Here is a 22321-nt window from a genome sequence, read left to right as displayed (position 1 = left end):
GAAGTTGATGAGCGTGTTGTTGTTAGAAAACCAATTAAATAAATAAATCAATTCTAGGACTAGTGGCTGTAGCTACTGGTCCTTTTTGTTTGAAGTACATGATCTAACAAACGATACTATTTTCCACTTTTCTAATCAAATTGATGAAATACTTCTGAATTTGGAAAAATAAGAATGAATTCGCATTAATCATTCCATCCTAAAACTATGGATCGATTTTAAACAAAGGAGTTGTCAGGTTATGATAAAGATTAGTGATGAAAACTTTATTCCAACAAAAGATGATTTTTATGTTAGTGAAGTTGATGAGCGCGTTGTAATCAGAAAACCAGATCAAGTTGAACTGTAAAGCAAAAGAGGCTACGCTGTATATCTATATTACAGCAGTCTCTTTTTTTTGTTTTTAAAATGAATTCAACATTTTTAAGATTCACATAGCCAATACCGAACCGAATTATGAGACCTAAAAATTAGACTTCTATACATAGTTTCACTTATTACCATAAATTTACGAATATCCACATGATATTCGTACAAATTAGTAAAGAGGTGAAGAAGATGAAGTTTAAATCAATCCGTAGTAATAGTGATTTTCAAAAACGTAGTTTGAAAAAATATAATAAAACAGTCACTTTTTATTATTTAATTTCAGTTTGTGATGAAAATAAAATTACTGAACTTCTAATCACACCTTTTTATGAATATGAGTCATTTACTTTATATAAAGATTACCTTGCTACATTAAATGGTTGGGAGATTATTTCCGAAGAGACAGAGATGATTGAAAAGATTTTAGGCGGAAATATTATTGTTAATTTAGATGAAAAGAACTATTCTGTTTCAATTAGTGAGTTTAGTGCAAGTTCTGTAGGAGTTTCAACTGAAGAAAATGTATTGCAGGGGCCAAAAGACGGATTAAATGAGAGCATTGATATCTCTTTGAATTTGATTCGTAATCGATATAGAAAGAGTACATTGAAGGTGGAAGATCATATTGTAGGTAGCTTATCAAAGACGAAGGTACTAGTTTTATATGATAAAAACTTAGTTGATATAAATGTCTACCATAACCTCTTGGCAAAAATTAATGCTTTGAAAATTGATGTTTTACAATCTTGTGGTCAGCTTCAGAAACTGTTAATCAATAACAAGTTGAGCTTATTTCCACTTTTTTTAACGACTGAGCGGCCCGATCGAGTTGTAAATAGTATCTCAACTGGAAAAATAATTGTACTCGTTGAAGGAACGCCTTGGGCGTTAATTGGTCCTGCAACATTTTCCGACTTTTTTAAATCGATGGATGATACAGTCGAACTAACGATCGTTTCAAAGTTTATGGTTTCAATACGATATATCGCCTTGATGATCACTGTGTTTTTACCTGCCATCTACGTTGCAGTTATTTCTTATTCCCCGGAAGTGTTGCAGGTCCAATTCGCTTTACTTGTTGCTGGAAGCAGGATGTCAGTTCCGTTTCCTTCTTATATTGAAATTCTTTTTCTAATGCTGATGGCAGAGTTTTTAATCGAGGCAAGCTTAAGACTACCTAAATCAATTAGTTCTACAGCTACAACAGTAGGGGGATTAATATTAGGTCAAACTGCTTCACAGGCGGGATTAGTAGCAGACATTATGATCATCGTTGTCTCGTTAGTTGCAATCTCGTTATTTAGTATCCCAATAAATGCAATGCATCAAGCAATTCGGGTTATTCGCTATCCGATTATTATATTTGCATCACTGTTTGGAATGCTTGGCGTATTAGTCGGGACATTAGCTATTCTTTGTTATTTATGCAATTTGAGAAGTTTAGGAAAGCCATATTTGACACTTTTTAATAATAATTAGCTATCGGGGTGTATTTTTTGCTAGGAAAAAGATATATTTCATACCTGTTTTATTTAAATACGGTGATTAGTATAACCGCGTTTGGACCTCAAATAATGTATAAAAGTAGTCTAAACGGGAGTATTTTAAGTATTTGTTTGGCTATTATAGTTGGTGGCCTTTTTATTTATATTTTACAAAAGTTATTTAGTAGATTTCCTGAACAAAATATTAATCAAATCATAAAAAATGTTGTTCCCGACTGGTATCGTAAGTGTTACATAATTTATAGCTTAATTTTTTGGTATTTAACTGGAGCTCTATTTATTATCGCGTTAATTCATGTAGTTAATATTTTTATCAATCCGACTACCCCTATATTAATAACCTATATAGTATTTCTTTTAGTTATAATTTTTGCGATTTTACTAAAAACCGAATCATTATTATACGTTACCGAAATACTCGTAATGTTACACATTCCAATTGTTTTATTTGTGTTCATTAGATTTTTAACAGATCGTTTTGTTCTAGCGGATTCTCTATATCAATCTGTTAACTATTTTAAACATCTACCAACTGTCAGCGCATTCACTGCTGCTCTGTTTATCTTTACAGGCTTTTCAAACTTAATCATTTTTAATGAGAAAATAAATTTAAATTCCATTACCAAAAAATATCTGCTTTGGATCTTTCTATTTGGGATATTTATGGTCTCTAGTAATTATTTAATACCAATTGGATACCTGGGCTTAAAGGGAGTCAAAAAAGAAGTGTTCGTTTGGTTAACTACGGTTGATAGTATGCATTTTGACTATTTAATCGTGGAAAGAGTTATTTACATTCTACTTTTTGGACAAATCATCATTTCCTTGATATACATCATTCTTAGTTGGCATACCTCATTAGAGCTATTTAAAACACTCAATTTGAAATATGGAGGAACTTATAAATGGATATTAATTTCCTTCTTTATTTGTGCTACAACAGTCATTCAAATTCTCATAAGAGAAATAGATCTAGTAAAATATTTTACGATGTATTTCAATTTAAATGCCATCTCAAACTTCTTATTAATTATTTCGTTGTTGTATGCATCAGTAAAAAAGAAGCACGTTACTTGAGTCTGGTTTTTCTTGCGTTTGGTGCAGTGCTACTATTATCTGGTTGTACCTTTAAAGATATTGATAAGAGGGCATTTATAACTTCAATTGGGGTTGATCAATCTGAGATGCCTGACAAAACATATAAAGTAATGGTTAAAGTAGCAATTCCAAATGGAGATCCAAAAACACCTAAATCAGAATTTCTTATTCTCTCGGCAAATTCCGATTCGATTTCAGAAGGTCTAAACTTAATGAAGTCTCAGATTGATAAGGAATTAGTATATGGACATAGCAGCACGATAGTAATTGGAGAGAAATTAGCAAAAAAAAATATACAACCATTGTTGGAGTTTTTTGTAAGAAGACCAGATATTCAGATGACGTCTTATTTAAGCGTTGCTAAACCAAATGCATATGAAGTGCTTAATTTTAAACCGATTCAAGAGCAAGTATCTGGTGGCGTTTTAAAATCGTATTTTGATTTTAGTAGAACCGAGTCACCATACATAGATCAAATTTGTCTATTTGACGCATATAGGAGAGAAACTGAGGATGGCGTAAGTATCGTCATGCCAATCATTGAATCAAATAAAAAAGAATTATTAGTAGACAAAATCGCATTATTTGATAAGAATAAACTGATTATGGAACTTAACCCAAATGAATCAGAAACCTATCGACTTTTAACAACCGGAATCTATAATGAAAGCTTAAAAGTCAAAAATAAAAATACTATGTTTGTAATGAATTTAGAAAAAGGTAAGGCAAAATACAAATTAAAAGATCAAAATAAAAATATAATTGTCAATTATACGATCAAGGTAAGAGCTGTTATAGAAGAAAAAGTTGATGGTTTAGAAATGATCAGAGAAGGGGATATAACAGCACTAAATAAACAAATGGAAGAGAAAATTAATGCAGAGACTAGTGCTTTACTTAATAAAATAAAAGATAAAGATATTGATCCAATAGGTTTTGGATTACGATATTTATCTAGGAATAGTGAGAACAGAAACTTATCGTTTTGGAACAAAAAGTACTCTAGCCTGGCCTTTAAGATAAAGTCAGAAGTTAAAATTAAAGGGACGGGGTTAATTAATTGAGAATTTGAGGTTTAAGAAAAGATAGAAAAGCAGATGAAAAATCTGTTAACTATCTTTTTTTTTTGCAAGTTTCGTTTTCACCATAATTTCACCATCCTCTATTAGAATTCAATTTATTAAGAAATGAGAGGAGGGAAATAACATGAATAAGAGAGTAAAGAGAATATTTACATGGACCTCTTTAACGTTAGTTTTTGTTTTAGCGGTACATTTTTTTCTTAGATTACTAGGTGGTTTACATGAAAGACGTTTTGTCGATCGACATGCAATGATCATGGATAGAGGGGGGCGTTATGATTATGGATCCCCTGGAATGATGCATGGTCCACACCATTTTCATGACTTTTCTTGGTTTGGATTAGTACTATTCCTTTTAATCGCGCTTGCGATTGTGACTTTTATCTTTAAAAAGTTTATTAAAAAAGGACAAGCTAGTTCAACTAATCAATTTTCATTTGATACATCAAACTTCAATACACCAGTAAACAGAACAAATGCAGATCTATTAGATAAATGGGAAAAAAATCTATTAACAAAAAAGGAGAATAAATAAAATGGGTATTTTTAAAAGAATGAAATCAATATCGTTAGCAAAAATGAATGGTGCACTAGATGGTTTAGAAGATCCAATTTCAATGTTGAACCAATATATTAGAGAAATGGAAGAGGATCTTTTAAAAGGGCAAGAAGCACTTTCGCGTCAGATTTTTCTAGAGAATAAACAAAAGGCATTAATCTTGGAAACAGAAGGATTGGTAAATAAAAGAGGTGGACAAGCTAAGTTAGCGGTAGAGAGCGGTGAAGAATCTATTGCAAAGCTGGCTATACAGGAAAAACTTGTACATGAAAAACAGCTAAGCTTATATAAGGAGCAGCTAAATACAATTCAAAACCAAACTCAGTCACTTTATGAAAAATTAGATGAACTGAAAGGAAAATATGATGAATATCTTCATAAAAGACTATTGTTAGTTTCTAGAGCAAATATAGCAAAGTCGATTAAACAGATTCAACAAACTTCGGTTTCTTTTAATTCAGAAACGATTGCGAATGGAATCGCTCGCGCAGAAGATCGAATACTAATGATGGAAGCAGAAGTACAGGCTCAAAATAAGTTTGCCTATAATAAAAGTACTTTAACGAATGTTCAAACAGACGGCGCTATGAGTGAAGAGATTGAAGCTGAGCTACAAAAGTTAAAGCAATATACTGTAGAAACTGTGTAAGGAAACGAATTAACTAAAATAAATGCAAGGGAGCACCGTAATGATTAATAGGTGCTTCCTTTTATTTTATAATTAAGAAGAAAGTTGAAATTATCATTTCAGATAGCACATGATAAGCCTAAGAAGTAAATTTATAACGAGGAGTATTTTTATTATGAATATACTAGTGGCTGAGGATGATTTAAAACTTGGTGAGCTAATCAGTTATATGTTAAAGAAAAAAGCGGGATATAAAGTTGATTGGGTAACTGAAGGTGAAGAGGCCTTCTATTATGCAACGAACACACACTATGACGTATTAATATTAGACTGGATGATGCCAGGTGGAACGGGAATAGAAATATGTCATCGTTTACGTAAGGATGGTTATTCAGGTGCGATTTTAATCCTTACAGCTAAAGATGCATTAGAAGACCGGATTGTTGGATTGGACTCAGGAGCCGACGATTATTTAGTAAAGCCTTTTGAAATCGATGAACTTTTAGCCAGGTTACGAGCACTTTCTAGACGAAACTATGCCCCAATATTAGAGGAAGAAATTCTAATTAGTGATATGATTTTAAATCGGACAAGCCAATCTATTAGAGGTGGACAGATTGATATTCAATTAAGCCCACGTGAATTTCAATTATTTGACTTTATGTTACAAAATAAAGGGCAAGTATTACCTCGAGAAATCATTTTGGAGCGCGTTTGGGGATATGATTCAGATGTTGCGATGAAGACAATTGATGCAACTGTTAAACTACTTCGAAAGAAATTAGATTTGCTTGGTAAACAAGAATTGCTACAAAGTATTAGAGGGGTAGGATATAAATGTGATTACTAATTTTATTTCCTTTTTGCGGGCCATACGAGACCAAAAAGGAAGGGATGTTTTTAAGACTACCCAAAATCGCTTAACCGTGTTATACAGTGGATTAGTCATGCTTTTTCTAAGTATATTCATTATTGTAGTCTTTGCGGTGTTATACGTTGTCATAATGAATGATCAAAGGCGCACAGTTGAATCGTTGGCTAGTCAAGAAGCAAAAATAATTGAAAATTATATGATTCAAAATCAACAAGGGAACCTGCAAGACCAAAATCAAGAGATCGTGTTGGCAGGAGTAGATCAGTTTTTTTATTATGTAGTTAAACCAAGTGGCGAATTAATAATGGGACAAGAGGACATTCCTCAATTAAGGTCAAAGCTATTACTTCAAATTAAGGATTGGTTCCCTAAAAAGAGTGAGACTCGAAAGGTGAAAATCAAAATAGAGCACGAAGAGTTTGAAAAAGATATTAGAAAGTTTCATGATCATGATGAGTTACGTGTTCCTTTAAACCGAAAAGACATCAGTCTAATGATTGCAGGTGAGCCATTATTTTATAAAGGAAATTTCATCGGTACAATATACGTTGGTAAAGATATTTCAGATGTGTATCATTTATTTAAATGGGTTATTGTCATCCTTATTGCCTTAACAATTGTATTTTTTGGTGTTGCACTATATATAAGTAATTTAATGTCAAAAAAGGCGATGATCCCTATTTTTAAATCTTTTAAAAGACAACGAGAATTCGTAGCGGATGCTTCACATGAGCTACGAACACCATTAAGCGTTTTACTCTCATCAATTGATGCAATGGAAATGACAATTGATACAGAGGAAGACGATTTTTCAAGAAAGCTTTTATTTAGTATGAAAGATGAAGTTAAACGAATGACAAGTTTAGTCGGAGGTTTATTAACTTTAGCTCGTTCAGACACGGACCAAATTGAACTAAAATTAGAGGAAATTGAGTTTCGTGCAATTGCAGAAAAGGCGATTATTTCTTTACAACCGTTAGCAGCATCAAAAAAGATTAATCTAACCTTAACTTCTCCGGAAATTGTAAAAGCTAAAGGAGATCCTGAAAAACTATCACAGCTTTTATATATACTGATTGATAACGGGATTAAGTATACTCCGGATGGAGGAGAGGTTCAGCTAATTCTTTCGAACAAAGAAAATGAGTTAAGGATACAAGTTACAGATTCGGGTATCGGAATTAAAAAAGAAGATCATACACGTATATTCGATCGTTTTTATCGATCTGATAAATCAAGGTCCAGAAAAATTGGAAGTCATGGATTAGGCTTGGCGATTGCAAAATGGATTGTAGAAATTCATAATGGAACTATTCAAGTAAATAGTGAAATTGGAAAGGGAAGTACGTTTACTATACAAATTCCAATTTCTAATATTACTAATAAAAGAGTATAGGTTTATATTATCGATTTGCACGAAATCTGATTTCCATTTTCCCGATAAGAAAGGAATGTTGACCTTGAAAATTGCTTTCATTGCACACGATCAAAAGAAAAAAGAATTAGTAAACTTTGCAATGGCATATGAGTCTATTTTAACTAAACATGAGTTATATTCTACTGGAACAACCGGAACAAAAATAATGGAAAGTACAAAATTAAAAATTCACCGATTTAATTCCGGCCCTCTTGGCGGAGATCAGGAAATAGGTGCGCTAATCGCAAAGAATTTAATGGATATGGTTATCTTCTTTCGAGATCCACTTACAGCGCAACCACATGAACCAGATATTTTGGCTTTAATTCGCTTATGTGATGTTTATGCAATTCCTTTAGCAACAAACATGGGTACAGCGGAAATATTAATTCATGGATTAGAACGCGGGGACTTAAAATGGAGAAACATAATTCACGGAAAGAAAAATGATGAAGACAAGTGAAATCTGAATTCTACGTCTAAGAAAACTTTAAAAATGATAAAGAAGCCGAATAAATAACTTTGATGAAGGAAATAGTAATTCTAGTTCAATTGAAAAGGAGGATTACGATGGATAATCAAGGATATGGACATACACATAATTCAGGTGAAACAGTTATGATCTCTGGCTCTTACACTGATGCAGACGGGGAACATATTGAATTAGAAGCGGGACAAAAGTTTCCGAATTGCCCTTCATCAGGAAAGCCGACTAAGTGGAGACACGGCCGTTAAGTCAAGATTGGTTGATTTCTTTTATTTACCCTTAATGAATATGTAAATAAACAAATAACAATGGTAGCTAAAAAAGATTGTAACGATAGAGTACAATCTTTTTTTATTCGAATGAAAAAGACTAAATTTATTTACGCAAAAAAACTCCTTTCTCAAAAAAGAAAAAGGAGTTTTTATTATAGTGTTACTTCTGGAAGAAGCACTTCATTTTTGTCAGGATACATTTGTTCAATATGAGTTTCTCCCCAAGAGCATAGTAAATCTAAAACTTCCTTTAAAGACCATCCATACTCAGTTAAGGAATATTCCACTTTAGGTGGAACTTGATTAAATACTTTTCGGTGAACGATATTGTCTTCTTGTAATTCCTTTAGTTGCTGAGTGAGCATTTTTTGCGTAATATTAGGCATTAATTTTTTTAATTCAGAAGTTCGTCTCGTTCCTTTTGTCAAATGACAAAGAATCACAACCTTCCATTTACCACCGATTACGTCTAATGAAGCTTCAACTGGAATATTGTATTTTTTCATGTTCCCCTCTCCTTCATTCATCTACGTAAGCTTATTTTTAATGATTAGAATATCATAACATTCTCTTCACAAACTGTGTAGTTTCTAGTCTCGTTAAAAATTTTATTTGAAAATTTTTCTGCGATTTAAACCTCTATTCACATAAATGTTACTAAAAAGTAACTATATCACTTCAAAGTGCATACTTCTCTAAATTATTCCTATCGCTCATAATGACAAATAGTTAGTAGATTAACGAACATTTATTAAAAAGTATTTTTTCCATTGTCACTTAAATGTATATATGGAAGTCGTTATTCTTTTACTTTTTTTCATTTCATTTATGTTTTGAATGACAATGAGACTTTATTCAGGCGCCATGTCTCTTTGTATTCAAACTACAATAAAAATAACAATTACAAGGAGGATTTTTAATGAATTCAACTGCTGCTTCGATTAAAGTGCAAGAGAAAAAAAGTGGCACTCCCGCGTTAATGGCGCTCGCTATTAGTGCATTTGGTATTGGAACAACTGAATTTGTTCCTGTTGGTTTATTATCAACTCTAGCTGGTGATTTGAAAATTTCAATTACATTAGCAGGTTTATTAATTTCTGGTTATGCGATGGGTGTTGCATTTGGAGCACCAATATTAACGGCATTAACGAATAAGATAGGTAGAAAATCATTATTAATGCTATTAATGGTTATCTTTATAGTAGGAAACAGCGTTGCTGCTTTTTCCACTAGCTTTGGCCTATTGCTAGTTGCCCGAATTATTACTTCATTTTCACATGGGGTCTTCTTTTCAATCGGTTCAACAATTGCAGCTGATGTAGTTCCTGAAAATAAACGTGCAAGTGCAATTGCATTTATGTTCACAGGTTTAACAGTTGCGACTGTAACAGGTGTCCCATTAGGTACATTTATAGGTCAACATTTTGGATGGAGATCAACTTTTGGAGCTGTAGCGTTATTAGGAATCATTGCAATCATTGCAATTGCGATATTAGTTCCAAAATCAATTAAACAGCCGCCAGCTTCAAAAATTAGTGATAACTTGAAGGTTTTAACAAATGGTCCATTACTTTTGGCTTTTGCTATTACAGCTTTAGGATACGGTGGAACGTTTGTTGCATTCACTTACTTGTCACCAATCCTTGAAAAAATTACTGGCTTTGCTCCTAATTCTGTAAGTATCATCTTACTTGTTTACGGAGTTGCAGTTGCACTTGGTAATACAGTCGGAGGAAAAGCGGCCAATAAAAATCCTTTAAAGGCATTGACTTGGATGTTTGCAGTTCAAGCAATTATACTCGTCATTCTATCGTTTACTGCACCATTTAAACTGGTTGGAATTGTTACGATTTTCTTCTTAGGATTACTTGCATTCATGAATGTACCTGGTTTACAAATTTATGTTGTGAAATTAGCAGAGAAGTATGTCCCATCTGCTGTAGATATTGCATCAGCACTAAATATAGCAGCGTTTAACGTAGGTATAGCAATTGGAGCATTTATTGGTGGTTTAGTTGTAGATACGATTGGCTTGATTAATACACCGTGGATTGGTGGAATCATGGTCTTTGGAGCAGTTCTTTTAAGCGTTTGGAGTTCATCTTTAGAAAAGAAAAAAAATACTAAATAGAAAAAAGGAGATTTAAAAATGAATAACTTAGTTAAATTAAACAATGGTTTAGAAATGCCTATTATAGGGTTAGGAGTTTTCCAAGTGGAAGACGGACAAGTCGTAATTGATTCAGTAAAGGCTGCTATCAGAAATGGTTATCGCAGTATTGATACTGCAGCAATTTATCAAAATGAAGAAGGCGTTGGACAAGGAATTAAAGAAGCTCTTGAAGAGAACGGCCTGAAACGTGAAGACTTATTTATTACATCTAAAGTTTGGAATGCTGATCTTGGCTACCAATCAACTATTGATGCTTTCGAATTAAGTTTGAAAAAACTAGGTCTTGATTATTTAGACTTATATTTAATCCACTGGCCTGTAGAAGGTAAATACGTTGAATCTTGGAAAGCACTTGAAACACTATATAAAGATGGAAAAGTTAAAGCAATTGGAATGAGTAACTTCCAAATTCATCACTTAAAAGAAGTGATGGCTACTGCTGAAATTATGCCTATGGTCAATCAAGTCGAATTACATCCGATGTTAAGCCAAGTTGAACTAAGAGAATTCTTAAAAGAAAATTCAATTCAAGTAGAAGCGTGGGCTCCGTTAATGCAAGGGGGACTATTTGAAAACGAAACTTTATTAGAAATCGCAAACAAACATAATAAATCAATTGCTCAAGTTGTGTTACGTTGGCATTTACAAAACGGTATCGTCATCATACCGAAATCAATTAAAGAACATCGCATTCAAGAAAATGCAAATCTATTCGATTTTGAATTAACACAAGAGGATATGGAACAAATCAACTCACTAAACCAAAACCACCGAGTTGGTCCAGACCCTGATAATTTTGATTTTTAAGCAAAGCCTATAAATATTATTTAAATGTAATATCAAAGTACCAGGAAAAAGACTGTAATTTTTACAGTCTTTTTCTGTACCATTTTTTCGTAATTAGCTCGCAGTAGAGTAAAGAAATAAACAATTATTTACCTAACGCCAGACCTTAAAGGACATTTTAGATGAAAGGTCGAATATTCGATAATAACAATATTTAATAAATAGAAAAAGCCTCATGTTGTAAGACTTAAGTCTGATATAATCTAATGCTAAAGTGCGTTTTAAACTGTAAACTAATTAATTACTATTAAGATAGTTAATAAAAATTACTAGAAAACGGTCGAGCAGTAGAGGAGTTGATTACGGTGAGGAAAGAAGCGAAAAAGGTCAACACTATGAAAGAACTTTCGTTACACATAGTGATAGCTACAATATCAATCTTAATATTGATTATCTGTTTACCTACTGTTGTCATGGTCTATAAAGTATCATTTGTTTTTGCAATAATGGGAACTTTATTACTGGATTTTTATCTTGTCGTATCGAATCATAAAAACCCTTTAAAATTTACGAAGATCGTACTGATTTGCTTACTTTTAGGTATATCCGCTGTAGGAATCATATTCTATATCAGCAAATTTTTAGTAATTGTAAATTCATATGGGATTGAACGAATATTAACCGATCATATTACAACTGCAAAATTATTATTTTTCTTAATTTGTTTATTTCAACCAATCATTTTGCCATTACCAGAAGCGATTACGATTCCGGCAGGTAGTGCTGTAATAGGTGCTTTTTCTGGAGCGGCTATTGGGTTCCTAGGTTCAACTTTAGGTATTGTCATTATGTACTTTTTAGCAAGATTAGGTGGATATAAACTAGTCTCAAAATTGGTGAAAGAAAAACACTTAAAAAAATATCAAGAATATGTATTAAAAAATGAAACAATTATTTTAACGCTAATGTTTATCGTTCCGATTTTGCCGGATGAAATTATTTGCGTAGGGGCCGGCATTAGCAAAGTATCCTTTAAAAAGTTCGTTGTAATTGCTGCGATTTCAAAATTAATTACGTCTTCACTATTATCCTACTCAGTTTATTTAGCGAAAGTTTTCTCGCTAACAACTTCGCAAATAGCTTTAATGAGCTCCATTTTATTAGCTTGTATCTTATCTTTATCATTCATTATTAAGAGATTAATTAAGCGAGCAAATTCAAAAGAAGCTTATGTTGCTTCGCAAGGTGAATAATAAAAAGGCAATGTAACGGTAAACGATACATTGCTTTTTTTATGACTATTGTCGAAATTGAAAATTTCCTGAGAAATAATGTAGAAAATATGACGAACTACAGTTTAATCATCCAATTAAAACTTTAATACCTTGAACAATATTCCATATAAATACGACTAAATTAACAATGCATACTAATATAAATCCGCCAATAATAGTATAGCTTACTCCATCGCCCGCTGTATTAAACGTAAAAATGGAGATCGCCCCTAAAATGATAATTGTTAGAAAGGGGAGTATATGTGAAAAAAGTGCTCGTTTAGAATGGGACTTTATTTGTTGATCTTTGGCTACAAAATAAACGATGATTGGCAATAAAAAAGGCGCGAAAAAAATACTAAAATAACATAATGAGGACAAAATCTTATTTGTTTCCATTTATTTACCTCGATTTCTTAAAGAATTTTAATTAACCTTAGTATAGTTTAATTTATATATAAAAATCGATTAATTTATTAACAATTTTTAAATATAAATTTGCTTTAATTGATTAGGCAGAAAAATGAGTATCCTTTTTCTGTCTCTTTTTAAAGGAAATATAAATGTAAAACAACAATAGGATTGTAGCGGTAATACAGATTGTAGTCCATGGCGAGCCTAACAAGAAATTCCCATATAAAGTATAAAGAACTGCGATTGGAATATTACCAGCAAACACAATTGCGATATAAGACAAATATTTCATATTAGTAGAAGCTGCAATAAAGCATGCACCGTCTGTTGGAGCTAGAGGAGTTGCGACTGTTAAAAATAAGTATTTCTTTCGATTAGAAATAATTTCTTTAAATAGAGAAGGATATTTATTCTCCATGAATTGCTGAATCGTGTCACTTAAAATAGTTCTACTTAATAAGTAAATAATAGATTCAGTAATCGCCATACCAACTAATGATAAGAGTATGGTCTCAAACGGATGAAAAAATAAACTGCCTACTACTATTAATACTGAGCTAGGAATAAATAGGAAAATTCTGGCGCAGAAAATAGCAACAAATAATAGCATCGGATTGATGGAGGAATTCGTAATAAAATGTTTTATATCCTCCAATGAGAGATGAAATAAATGATATCGAATGGCAAGTAGTAGCATTAAAATCCAAAAGCCGATTACAATGAGTGGAACGACTTTTTTCATGATTCATGCTCTCCTTTTTAGTAGAAAATCTTCAGTTATATTATTCTATTCGCCAATTACTAGAAAACTGATTCATTTTTAAAAATTAATAATAAAGGGCATAAAAGTGTCAAAAATTGAATAAAAATTTAATAAGTAATAAATATCTCAATTTAAAGAGAAATGAGGTAGAGATATGCTTGATGATGGTCTATTAATTATTCGACTTGTTTTAGGAATTATTTTATTAGGTCATGGCGCTCAGAAAGTATTTGGCTGGTTTGGCGGTTACGGTATAAAAGGTACTGGACAGTGGCTAGAGTCAATTGGAATTAAACCTGGAGCATTCTTTGCTTTTATTACTGGAGTTGCAGAAATCGTAGGAGGATTCTTTGTAGCGGCTGGTGTATATACAGAAGTTGGAGCATGGTTAATTATTGTGGTTATGGCAGTAGCAGTATTGAAAGTGCATTTAAAGAATGGATTCTGGAATAGTTCGAACGGTTTTGAATTTAATCTGTTAATAATAGCAGCAGCGGTTGGGTTACTACTGACAGGTCCAGGATCACTAGTATTATTTTAGATTCGGACACTAATGGGATGTCTCATCTATTGAGGCTCCTTTTTTTGTTGGTATATACGCAAATATGTACTTTGTTTATAAAGCTGTTAAATTTGTGCATAAACAGGAGACTTTTGTTCATAAAGAGGATTGATCAATATAAGACGACTTGTGTAAGTAGAAAAAATTATCGAAATGGGCGAACACTTTGTGAACACGACTTAAATATTGTTAGAATGCGTCTAATTATCGACAAAACAAGTTTTAATCGTGAGATGACCAAACCTTACAATTTTTAAATTCCCTCATTCGTGATACGATAAGTTTAATAATGATAACCATACGGAGGGATTAAGATGGCAGATTCTATTTTTGAACAGCTTAAGTTTACAAGATTTTATACTTTAAAGATTCTTAAATCAGTTTCAAATGAAGTTGTTGGTGTAGTGCCAACTGGATTTAATAATAATATTCATTGGAATGCTGGTCATATATTAGGGGCATATGAGCAATTACTTTATGCAAATACTGGCGATACTGGCAAACTATCAAAAGAATTCATCGATTCTTTTAAAGGTGGAAGTAAACCAAGTGACTGGCAGGAGGCACCTCCATCATACGAGGAAATTATTCGATTGTTAGAAGAGCAAACTGACCAATTGATTTCTACATACGAAGGCCGTTTAGATGAGGTAATTGAAAAAGAGATAAAACTTGGTAATTTTGAAATTAAAACTATTCGAGATATGATAAGCTTTAATATCTTTCATGAAGGTTTACATGCGGGCTTAGTAAATGGTTTAAAGAGAACACTTGGACAGTAAGTAAATTCGTTAATTTTGTTTCCATAAAAATCTAAGAGGTTGTGCTCTTAGATTTTTTTGTTATAATCATGTGTAACTATTATAAAAATGGTGGTCTGAAAATTAAGTCATTTTAAAACGAGGTTATTTAAATGAAAAAAGAAAGTAATTTAATTATTTATGATCTAATTTTGTATTTAGTATTTCCACTTGTTTTATATAAGGTTTTACAACATTATTTTAGCGATTATTGGGCAATGCTCTTACCGACAGTTCCAGGGATTTTATATACATTATTTCGCTTTTGGTATACAAAACAGTTTAATGTAACTGGTATTTTTATTATTTCAACTTTAACTGCTAGCACTGCTGTTGATTTAATGGCTTTAGGTTCTGCCAAAAACTTAATTATGTATAATGTGTATTATCACTTTGCACTTGTTGGAGTATTTTTGGTTTTATTGGCTATGAAAAAGCCATTACCATATTACTTTATGATTGATATTGCAGCAATTCAGGGACAAGATCGTGAAGAAAGTAAGAAATTGTTTAAAAATCCATCACTATTTAAAGTGTTTCAATATTTGTTTATAGCATGGATTATTAAAGATATTGTCTTTGCTTTTGGACAATGGTGGATGGTCGATACGTACGGATTAAAAGCATATTACTCACGCACGATTATCTTTACAGTTGGAGGATATGTTTTTGGCATCATTATGGCAATTGGTTATGCAATTGTAACAATGAGAGCTCAAAAACTAAAAGGGGATGACCCAGAGCAAACTTCCGATGAAATTATTATTTAATATTGATTTGAAGAAAAACCACAAGGAATTTTCCTTGTGGTTTTATTCATTTTATCCTTGCCCTTCAATTAATTTCGAATTCATTACAATTTCTGCATTTCTCCTGCATTTAAGATATCAAGTTTTTGAATTCTTTCATTTTCAGGCTCAACGTGAATTAATATTTTTGGATCGACTAGCACATTTTTTATTTCCTCTTCAATTTTGTCACATAATATATGTGCTTCTTCAATGCTCATGTCTGATGGTAATACTAGATGGAAGTCAATATGTTCCTCGGCACCAGAGCGTCTCGTGCGTAAGTCATGGTACTCAATAAATTGTGATTTAAATGAATTTAATACTCTTGCGATTTGTTCTAATTCATCAGAAGAAAGGCCAGTATCAAGCAATGGAGTAAACGATTTACGTCCAAGTTCAATCGATTCCTTCATTATATAAATGGCTATTCCGATACCAATTAAAGCATCAAGAAATTCCCATCCAGTAAGACTTACCAATACTAAACTTACTGCAACCCCTAGTGATGAATAGACATCTGTTAATAAATGCAAAGCGTTAGATTGCATGGCTACAGAATGAGTTTCATTTCCTACTTTTTGAACAATTTTTCCGACTCTCCAATTGATTAATGCTCCAATTAACATGACGACTACACCGATCATAGGTAACTTAATAGGAGAAGGATGTAGAAGTTTTTCAACAGATTCAATGATAATCCAAATACCTGCTACGAATATTAAGATTGTTTCAACTGTACCCGAAATATTTTCAAATTTACCATGCCCATAAGGGTGATCCTCATCAGGAGGTCTGTTTGATATTTTTACAGAGAAAAATGCAATTACTGAAGCAACTAAATCCAATAATGAGTGGATTGCTTCCGAGATGATTGCTACAGAACCAGTAAAAATTCCTACTATTAATTTTAATAAAACGATGATTGTGTTACTGCATATTGAAAGTGCCGCTATTTTGCTTGAACGCAATCTATTCACCCCTGTCCAATTTTTTCTACTTAAGTTAAGAGTTTTGTGATAAGGCAACAAAAAAGAAAAACCACTAACAATTTGTTAGTGGTTTGTTTTTTTTATATTTAATTTTTTTTTATTGAAATGATTTTTCATTTTAATTCACCTTTTCGCTCGCATAAAACATATTCTATAATACAGATACTATTTTGAAAAGAAAAAGCTGTGTGTGCAATTGAAATATAAATCGACAAGATTTTTCAAAAAATGGTTTGACATCTATTTTTAGACTGTGTTATACATAGACTAATATAAAAAATAACAGTCTATTCGTAGAGGTTGCATTGTATATAAGTATCATTTTAGAGAACTGTGGGTTCGATGACGAAATGAGAAAGGATCCAATGCCGAAGAAATAAATTGCCACACATTTTATTTCTGGGACTACATTGAATAAATGTGGTACTGTCACATGTGTTTGTGAAGAGCTATTGAAGAGATGTGATTGGCTAAGTCCTTTTTTTAAAGCGATAGGCACATGAACATATCCTTCATGTGTCTTTTTTAATACACTAATACATTGAAGGAAGCTTCTTAGAATGATCTTACATTTGGATTTGAAGGGAGAATATGAATGTATTTACATGGTAATAGTCGAATTAATAATGAAGGACATCTAGAAATTGGAGGTTGTGATACTGTAGAATTAGCTAAAAATTACGGTACACCTCTATACATTTATGATGAAGCATTAATTGAATCAAAATGTAGGGAATTCCTTGAAGCTCTAAAAGATACAGGAATGAAATATCAAGTTGCATACGCGAGTAAAGCATTTCTATGTGTTGAACAAGCCCGTTTAATTGAAAGAGAAGGATTGTGTTTAGACGTTGTATCTGGTGGAGAACTTTATACAGCGTTGCAAGCAGGCTATCCAGCGGAGAAAATTCATTTTCATGGAAACAACAAGACAATTGAAGAAATCGAAGAAGCATTAAATGCAAAAATCGGTTGTTTCGTTGTTGATAACTTCTTTGAATTAGAAGTACTACAAGCGTTGGCTGAGCAACGTGGTGAAGAGGTTTCAATTTTATTACGTGTTACTCCAGGTGTTGAAGCACACACACATGAATATGTTATGACAGGACAAGAGGATTCTAAATTTGGATTCGACATCATGTCTGGGCAAGCTAACGAAGCAGTTGAAGTTTCATTAAATTCAAGTAATCTTAAATTATTAGGAATACATTCACATATAGGATCACAAATTTTTGAGCCAGATGGATTTGTTCATGCAATCAATGTATTAATGAGCTTTTTAAACGGCCTTAAAAATGATTTAGGCTTTACAGCTGAAATATTAAATGTAGGTGGAGGCTTTGGAATTCGTTATACTTCCGAAGATGAGCCTTTAGCTGTTGCAAAACATATTGATACAATTACCACGATTATTAAACAACAATGTGAAGAGCTAGATTATAAACTACCAGAGCTATGGTTAGAGCCAGGACGTAGTATAGTTGGAGAAGCAGGAACAACACTTTATACGATCGGCTCAACAAAAACATTACCTTCAATTCGTAAATATGTATCTGTTGACGGAGGAATGACTGATAATATCCGTCCAGCTCTTTACGGATCAAAATACGAAGCAATGCTTGCAAATCGAGCAAATGATGAAAATAAAGAAGTTGTCTCTATTGCAGGCAAATGTTGCGAAAGTGGCGACATGCTAATCTGGGATTGCAAATTACCAGTTGTAGAAAACAATGATCTATTAGCTATGTCATGTACTGGTGCTTATGGTTACTCTATGGCTAATAACTACAACCGTATCCGTCGTCCAGCGGTAGTTTTCGTTAAAGATGGTATGGCAAGAGAAGTAGTACGCCGTGAAACATATGAAGATTTAGTGAGAAACGACAGAGTTTATGTTGAAAACTCTTCTATTAGATAAATAACAGATTGATAAAACACTTTCATTATAAATGGAAGTGTTTTATTTCGTTTTCCTCAATAAATTGTGATAATTTATCGACATATAAAGACATATTTATCATTTATATTACAATATTGTAACAATTGCGACTCTCTTCGTGAATCTATGGTATAAATACTTAGGTAGATTAGCGAGAGGAGAGACGCTGAAATGTTAAGAAAAAAACTGGCAGTGCTAGCAATTGCAAGTACAATAGTATTATCATTAGCGCCAAATGCTTCAGTATTAGCTGATAGCAAAGTAGAAACAAAGCAAGCTGAAGTAGATAAGTTCCAATCACAATTTAAAAAATTAAGCAGCGAAGTAAAGAAGATAGATGCTCAAATTAAAACAACTAAGAACAATATAGATGCAAAAAAAGCAGAAATCACTGAGACAGAGAAACTTATCAATGATAAAAAAGCTAGAATTACATATTTACAAGATCGAATTGAAAAACGTAATGAAGTATTAGAACAACGTTTAGTTGCTATGCAAAAGCAACCAAAAGTAAATCTTGTGACTGACGTCTTATTTAACTCTGATGGAATTGTAGATTTCTTTAACAGATTAAATTCAATTTCAACGTTATTTAGTGCTGACGAAAACATCATTAAAGAACAACAATCAGAACAAGACGAAGTTAAAAAAGAAAAACAACTTGTTGATGAGAAAAAAGCAACGCTTGTAGCAGCAAAAGAAGATTTAGTTGCACAACAAAGCGATCTTTCTAATGCGCAAGCTGAAAAACAAAAATCATTAGATACTGCAGAAGCTAACTTGAAGTTGGCTGTTAAAGAACTAGAAAATGCAAAAGAAGATGAAAGAGTTCAACGTCTTGAGCAACAATCTCTAGAACTAGCAGCATTATCTAGCGATGATAATGAGGATGATAGTGACAATAGTCAAGCGACTAACACTAGTTCAAACTCTTCTAGCTCAAAATCAGACTCAAGCTCACATTCAAAATCTGATTCTAATTCTGGATCAAATGCTGGACCGTCAGATGATGGTGGGTCAGTTGCAACAGGTAATGGAATTGTAGATTTTGCTCTTAAATATCAAGGTGTTCCTTATGTATTTGGTGGAACTTCTCCAAGTGGATTCGATTGCAGTGGATTCATCTGGTACGTATATTCACATAATGGATATGGCATCTCTCGTGGAAATGTAAAAACATATTGGAGTAGTGCGACAAAAGTAAGCTCTCCACAACCTGGTGACCTAGTATTCTTACAAAATACTTATATTAATGGTCCTTCACATATGGGTATTTACATTGGTGGAAATAAAATGGTTCATGCTGGAAGCAGCGGAATCAGCATTATCAGCTTAAGTAATAGCTGGGTTCGCTCTCACTTCTTAGGCTACGGAAAATTCTAATAGTTTATTAACCTCGTATTATATTTAGTATGGTACGAGGTTTTTTATTTTCTCTTAAAATATAAAAAAGATATAAGCTTTAGCTTATATCTTTTTGGTTTTTAACTTGTACTTTTAATAAATCACGTATTTCAATAAGTAAGGCTTCTTCTTTAGTAGGAACGACAGGTTTAGCTTCCTCTATTTCTTTCTTTCTAAATGATAGTCTATTAATTAATCGAACAAAGAAAAATACTGATATCGAAATGATTAGGAAATCAACGACAGTTTGGATAAATAAACCGTATTTAATTTGAGTTTTACCATACGTATACATAAGTGTTGAAAAATCAATTCCACCTGAGGCTAATCCAATAATGGGCATCATAATATCTCCAACCAAAGATGACACGATCTTACCAAAAGCTCCACCAATAATAACCCCAACCGCTAAATCAAGTACATTCCCTTTTAGGGCAAACTTCTTAAACTCTTCAAACATATTACTTTCCTCCTGTGTAATTATCGTATAAGTTTACATACAAAAATTGATTCTTTCAAGTTAGGAATTAGCCTTTTTAAGCAAAAATATTTATATCGACTTATATATATGGTAAATACTAATTAATGACAATTATTAGGAGGAGTTAAGGTATGGGGACAGAATTGGCTACATTTGCTGGCGGATGTTTTTGGTGTATGGTAAAACCGTTTGATCAACAGGACGGAATTATAAAGGTTGTATCAGGATATACAGGTGGGGAAAAAGAAAATCCAACATATGAAGAAGTGTGCACTCATTTAACAGGTCATTACGAAGCAGTTCAAATTACATTTGATGCTGATGTATATCCGTATGAAAAACTATTAGACTTATTTTGGCAACAAATTGATCCGACTGATGTAGGTGGGCAATTTGGTGATCGAGGTAGTTCGTATAAAACGGCAATCTTTTATCATAATGAAGCTCAAAAAGAACAAGCGATTGCTTCAAAAGAAAAACTTGAAAAAAGTGGTGTTTTCAAAAATTCAATTGTGACAGAAATATTACCTGTAAAACCATTTTATGAAGCAGAAGAATACCATCAGCATTATTATAAGAAGCATCCGATTCGTTACCAACTATACTTTAAAGGGTCTGGCCGCCAAAAGTTTTTAAAGGAGCAATGGAAAACTGGTCAAGAAGAGTTAAAGCAAAAGCTCACACCAATTCAGTATGCTGTTACACAAGAAGATGCAACTGAACCTCCGTTTAGAAACGAGTTCTGGAATCACAAAGAAAAAGGAATCTATGTTGATATCGTATCAGGAATTCCTTTGTTTAGTTCTTTAGACAAATTTGATTCAGGCTGTGGATGGCCAAGTTTTACAAGACCTATATTAAAAGGTGAGGTTGAAGAGAAAAAGGACTATAGCCATGGAATGATGCGTATTGAAGTAAGAAGTGCTGAATCTGATTCACATTTAGGTCATGTTTTCGATGATGGACCTGGACCTGAGGGACTCCGTTACTGCATAAACTCAGCTGCATTAAGATTTGTTCCATATGAAAAAATGGACGAAGAAGGTTTTGGTAATTACAAGAGTATCTTTCTGAAATAAAACAATAAGAAATCAGCTATGGACCGGGATGTATAATCATCTCGGTTTTTCTTTATTAAAAATGTGATGCTTGATTTATAACTTAATTATTACTTTCTTAATCTTGTCTCAAATATTATCTAAAAAGTTTTCTGAAAATATTTACAATTGCGAAATAAATGTGTTAATATAAAAGTGTCACAAAGTTGTCACAAATTAGGTATTGCAATTCACAAAAAAGTAGAAACAGGAGGTCAATCATAATGAAGCAAACTGATCATGAAATCGTTGAAACATATACTCAATATTCTGGTATTGCCTTTTTTATAGGTCTTATTCTATTTTTATTATATTTCACTGGAAGCGGTTTCTTACATACAGGCGTGAGCCTAACAGTGAGCATAGTATTGATGGGGTCTTGTTCAACCTTATTTTTATTAGGTACTTTTTTGGGATTGATGTTCTCAATTTCTTCAAAAGAACAAGCTTAAGATGATAAAAAAGAGTGGGTGTTCAATGACAAAGGTCATTTTGAGCACCCTTTTGTTTTGAGTTTGGCTAATCGATCTATAAAGAAACTTAACATAATTTAACAT

At 32.5% G+C, this 22321-nt stretch carries 24 protein-coding genes and 1 riboswitch; of the genes, 19 read left to right on the top strand and 5 right to left on the bottom strand.

The genetic code is table 11. From position 1 onward, the window contains the following. Window positions 1-558 precede the first annotated feature (558 nt). From CN692_RS17355 to CN692_RS26215, 9 genes are all read left to right on the top strand, one after another. The gene (locus CN692_RS17355) at window positions 559-1848 is read left to right on the top strand and encodes a spore germination protein (protein ID WP_179874470.1); all 1290 of its coding nucleotides are present in this window, start codon (window positions 559-561) and stop codon (window positions 1846-1848) included. 17 nt (window positions 1849-1865) lie between these two features. Continuing rightward, window positions 1866-2951: a GerAB/ArcD/ProY family transporter gene (locus CN692_RS25875; protein ID WP_142317537.1), complete on the top strand. Its 1086-nt coding sequence runs from the start codon at window positions 1866-1868 to the stop codon at window positions 2949-2951. Next, window positions 2948-4036 (top strand): Ger(x)C family spore germination protein, encoded by a 1089-nt coding sequence (locus tag CN692_RS17350; protein ID WP_179874469.1) that lies wholly within the window; start codon window positions 2948-2950, stop codon window positions 4034-4036. The genes CN692_RS25875 and CN692_RS17350 overlap by 4 nt, the downstream gene beginning before the upstream one ends. 142 nt (window positions 4037-4178) lie before the next feature. Further along, a complete protein-coding gene (locus CN692_RS17345; RefSeq protein WP_098120415.1) occupies window positions 4179-4589 on the top strand; it encodes a hypothetical protein in 411 nt (136 codons plus the stop codon). 1 nt (window position 4590) lies between these two features. Next, a complete protein-coding gene (locus CN692_RS17340; protein ID WP_098120414.1) occupies window positions 4591-5262 on the top strand; it encodes a PspA/IM30 family protein in 672 nt (223 codons plus the stop codon). 154 nt (window positions 5263-5416) lie between these two features. Continuing rightward, window positions 5417-6091: a response regulator transcription factor gene (locus CN692_RS17335; RefSeq protein WP_098120413.1), complete on the top strand. Its 675-nt coding sequence runs from the start codon at window positions 5417-5419 to the stop codon at window positions 6089-6091. 97 nt (window positions 6092-6188) lie between these two features. After that, on the top strand, window positions 6189-7511 hold the full coding sequence (locus CN692_RS17330; RefSeq protein ID WP_098120412.1) for a sensor histidine kinase: 1323 nt from the start codon (window positions 6189-6191) through the stop codon (window positions 7509-7511). A 64-nt stretch (window positions 7512-7575) separates the two neighbouring features. Continuing rightward, window positions 7576-7995 carry a methylglyoxal synthase gene (gene mgsA, locus CN692_RS17325; protein ID WP_098120411.1) on the top strand — a complete coding sequence of 140 codons (420 nt, stop codon included), beginning with the start codon at window positions 7576-7578 and terminating at the stop codon, window positions 7993-7995. A 107-nt stretch (window positions 7996-8102) separates the two neighbouring features. Then, window positions 8103-8267, top strand: coding sequence for a hypothetical protein (locus tag CN692_RS26215; RefSeq protein ID WP_172446665.1), 165 nt, complete (start codon window positions 8103-8105; stop codon window positions 8265-8267). 176 nt (window positions 8268-8443) lie between these two features. Here the strand turns inward: CN692_RS26215 and CN692_RS17320 are convergent, their stop codons facing one another. Continuing rightward, window positions 8444-8797 (bottom strand): winged helix-turn-helix transcriptional regulator, encoded by a 354-nt coding sequence (locus tag CN692_RS17320; RefSeq protein WP_098120410.1) that lies wholly within the window; start codon window positions 8795-8797, stop codon window positions 8444-8446. Window positions 8798-9210: 413 nt separating this feature from the next. Between CN692_RS17320 and CN692_RS17315 the strand changes: the two genes are divergently transcribed. The 3 genes from CN692_RS17315 to CN692_RS17305 all read left to right on the top strand — a co-directional run bounded on the left by CN692_RS17315 (window position 9211) and on the right by CN692_RS17305 (window position 12503). Next, the gene (locus CN692_RS17315; protein ID WP_098120409.1) at window positions 9211-10422 is read left to right on the top strand and encodes an MFS transporter; all 1212 of its coding nucleotides are present in this window, start codon (window positions 9211-9213) and stop codon (window positions 10420-10422) included. An 18-nt stretch (window positions 10423-10440) separates the two neighbouring features. Next, entirely contained in the window at window positions 10441-11271 is an 831-nt protein-coding gene (locus tag CN692_RS17310) for an aldo/keto reductase (protein ID WP_098120408.1), read from the top strand. 344 nt (window positions 11272-11615) lie between these two features. Continuing rightward, window positions 11616-12503, top strand: coding sequence for a TVP38/TMEM64 family protein (locus tag CN692_RS17305; protein WP_257144058.1), 888 nt, complete (start codon window positions 11616-11618; stop codon window positions 12501-12503). 108 nt (window positions 12504-12611) lie between these two features. On the opposite strand, the gene CN692_RS17300 is transcribed toward CN692_RS17305, so the two are convergent. Beyond that, complete coding sequence (locus CN692_RS17300; RefSeq protein ID WP_098120407.1) at window positions 12612-12923, bottom strand: DUF4870 domain-containing protein; 312 nt, start codon at window positions 12921-12923, stop codon at window positions 12612-12614. 112 nt (window positions 12924-13035) lie between these two features. Next, a complete protein-coding gene (locus CN692_RS17295) occupies window positions 13036-13680 on the bottom strand; it encodes a TVP38/TMEM64 family protein (RefSeq protein ID WP_098120406.1) in 645 nt (214 codons plus the stop codon). 175 nt (window positions 13681-13855) lie between these two features. On the opposite strand from CN692_RS17295, the gene CN692_RS17290 reads away from it, so the two are divergent. The 3 genes from CN692_RS17290 to CN692_RS17280 all read left to right on the top strand — a co-directional run bounded on the left by CN692_RS17290 (window position 13856) and on the right by CN692_RS17280 (window position 15833). Next, complete coding sequence (locus CN692_RS17290; protein WP_098120405.1) at window positions 13856-14242, top strand: DoxX family protein; 387 nt, start codon at window positions 13856-13858, stop codon at window positions 14240-14242. Window positions 14243-14577: 335 nt separating this feature from the next. Next, window positions 14578-15045 (top strand): DinB family protein, encoded by a 468-nt coding sequence (locus CN692_RS17285; protein ID WP_098120404.1) that lies wholly within the window; start codon window positions 14578-14580, stop codon window positions 15043-15045. 131 nt (window positions 15046-15176) lie between these two features. Continuing rightward, window positions 15177-15833 (top strand): VC0807 family protein, encoded by a 657-nt coding sequence (locus CN692_RS17280; protein WP_098120403.1) that lies wholly within the window; start codon window positions 15177-15179, stop codon window positions 15831-15833. Window positions 15834-15916: 83 nt separating this feature from the next. Here the strand turns inward: CN692_RS17280 and CN692_RS17275 are convergent, their stop codons facing one another. After that, window positions 15917-16822, bottom strand: a complete 906-nt coding sequence (locus tag CN692_RS17275) for a cation diffusion facilitator family transporter (RefSeq protein ID WP_098120402.1) — start codon at window positions 16820-16822, stop codon at window positions 15917-15919. Window positions 16823-17129: 307 nt separating this feature from the next. Beyond that, window positions 17130-17303, top strand: a riboswitch (Lysine riboswitch). Between the two features lie 135 nt (window positions 17304-17438). Between CN692_RS17275 and lysA the strand changes: the two genes are divergently transcribed. Further along, window positions 17439-18761, top strand: a complete 1323-nt coding sequence (lysA, locus tag CN692_RS17270; RefSeq protein WP_098120401.1) for a diaminopimelate decarboxylase — start codon at window positions 17439-17441, stop codon at window positions 18759-18761. A gap of 192 nt (window positions 18762-18953) precedes the next feature. Beyond that, a complete protein-coding gene (locus tag CN692_RS17265) occupies window positions 18954-20165 on the top strand; it encodes a coiled-coil domain-containing protein (protein ID WP_098120400.1) in 1212 nt (403 codons plus the stop codon). Between the two features lie 79 nt (window positions 20166-20244). Here the strand turns inward: CN692_RS17265 and mscL are convergent, their stop codons facing one another. Beyond that, window positions 20245-20646: a large conductance mechanosensitive channel protein MscL gene (gene mscL / locus CN692_RS17260; protein ID WP_098120399.1), complete on the bottom strand. Its 402-nt coding sequence runs from the start codon at window positions 20644-20646 to the stop codon at window positions 20245-20247. Between the two features lie 152 nt (window positions 20647-20798). Here mscL and msrA point away from each other — a divergent pair, with 152 nt between their 5' ends. Together msrA and CN692_RS17250 are read left to right on the top strand one after the other, a co-directional pair. Continuing rightward, a complete protein-coding gene (msrA, locus tag CN692_RS17255; protein ID WP_098120398.1) occupies window positions 20799-21746 on the top strand; it encodes a peptide-methionine (S)-S-oxide reductase MsrA in 948 nt (315 codons plus the stop codon). Window positions 21747-21988: 242 nt separating this feature from the next. Continuing rightward, the gene (locus tag CN692_RS17250; protein WP_098120397.1) at window positions 21989-22216 is read left to right on the top strand and encodes a hypothetical protein; all 228 of its coding nucleotides are present in this window, start codon (window positions 21989-21991) and stop codon (window positions 22214-22216) included. The last annotated feature ends 105 nt before the right edge of the window (window positions 22217-22321 follow it).

Source organism: Bacillus sp. AFS002410 (assembly GCF_002556365.1).
Taxonomy (GTDB): domain Bacteria; phylum Bacillota; class Bacilli; order Bacillales; family Bacillaceae_G; genus Gottfriedia.
This window is presented reverse-complemented; position numbering and strand designations above follow the sequence as displayed.

What these genes read in the sequence shown, in the direction of transcription:
- CN692_RS17285 (WP_098120404.1), top strand. Translation starts at nt 14,578, where the DNA reads ATGGCAGATTCTATTTTTGAACAGCTTAAGTTTACAAGATTTTATACT.
- CN692_RS17250 (WP_098120397.1), top strand. Translation starts at nt 21,989, where the DNA reads ATGAAGCAAACTGATCATGAAATCGTTGAAACATATACTCAATATTCT.
- CN692_RS17320 (WP_098120410.1), bottom strand. Translation starts at nt 8,797, where the DNA reads ATGAAAAAATACAATATTCCAGTTGAAGCTTCATTAGACGTAATCGGT.
- CN692_RS17265 (WP_098120400.1), top strand. Translation starts at nt 18,954, where the DNA reads ATGTTAAGAAAAAAACTGGCAGTGCTAGCAATTGCAAGTACAATAGTA.
- CN692_RS17290 (WP_098120405.1), top strand. Translation starts at nt 13,856, where the DNA reads ATGCTTGATGATGGTCTATTAATTATTCGACTTGTTTTAGGAATTATT.
- CN692_RS17355 (WP_179874470.1), top strand. Translation starts at nt 559, where the DNA reads ATGAAGTTTAAATCAATCCGTAGTAATAGTGATTTTCAAAAACGTAGT.
- CN692_RS17280 (WP_098120403.1), top strand. Translation starts at nt 15,177, where the DNA reads ATGAAAAAAGAAAGTAATTTAATTATTTATGATCTAATTTTGTATTTA.
- CN692_RS17310 (WP_098120408.1), top strand. Translation starts at nt 10,441, where the DNA reads ATGAATAACTTAGTTAAATTAAACAATGGTTTAGAAATGCCTATTATA.
- msrA (WP_098120398.1), top strand. Translation starts at nt 20,799, where the DNA reads ATGGGGACAGAATTGGCTACATTTGCTGGCGGATGTTTTTGGTGTATG.
- CN692_RS17315 (WP_098120409.1), top strand. Translation starts at nt 9,211, where the DNA reads ATGAATTCAACTGCTGCTTCGATTAAAGTGCAAGAGAAAAAAAGTGGC.
- CN692_RS17345 (WP_098120415.1), top strand. Translation starts at nt 4,179, where the DNA reads ATGAATAAGAGAGTAAAGAGAATATTTACATGGACCTCTTTAACGTTA.
- CN692_RS17295 (WP_098120406.1), bottom strand. Translation starts at nt 13,680, where the DNA reads ATGAAAAAAGTCGTTCCACTCATTGTAATCGGCTTTTGGATTTTAATG.
- mscL (WP_098120399.1), bottom strand. Translation starts at nt 20,646, where the DNA reads ATGTTTGAAGAGTTTAAGAAGTTTGCCCTAAAAGGGAATGTACTTGAT.
- CN692_RS26215 (WP_172446665.1), top strand. Translation starts at nt 8,103, where the DNA reads ATGGATAATCAAGGATATGGACATACACATAATTCAGGTGAAACAGTT.
- lysA (WP_098120401.1), top strand. Translation starts at nt 17,439, where the DNA reads ATGTATTTACATGGTAATAGTCGAATTAATAATGAAGGACATCTAGAA.
- CN692_RS17300 (WP_098120407.1), bottom strand. Translation starts at nt 12,923, where the DNA reads ATGGAAACAAATAAGATTTTGTCCTCATTATGTTATTTTAGTATTTTT.
- CN692_RS17335 (WP_098120413.1), top strand. Translation starts at nt 5,417, where the DNA reads ATGAATATACTAGTGGCTGAGGATGATTTAAAACTTGGTGAGCTAATC.
- CN692_RS17330 (WP_098120412.1), top strand. Translation starts at nt 6,189, where the DNA reads ATGCTTTTTCTAAGTATATTCATTATTGTAGTCTTTGCGGTGTTATAC.
- CN692_RS17340 (WP_098120414.1), top strand. Translation starts at nt 4,591, where the DNA reads ATGGGTATTTTTAAAAGAATGAAATCAATATCGTTAGCAAAAATGAAT.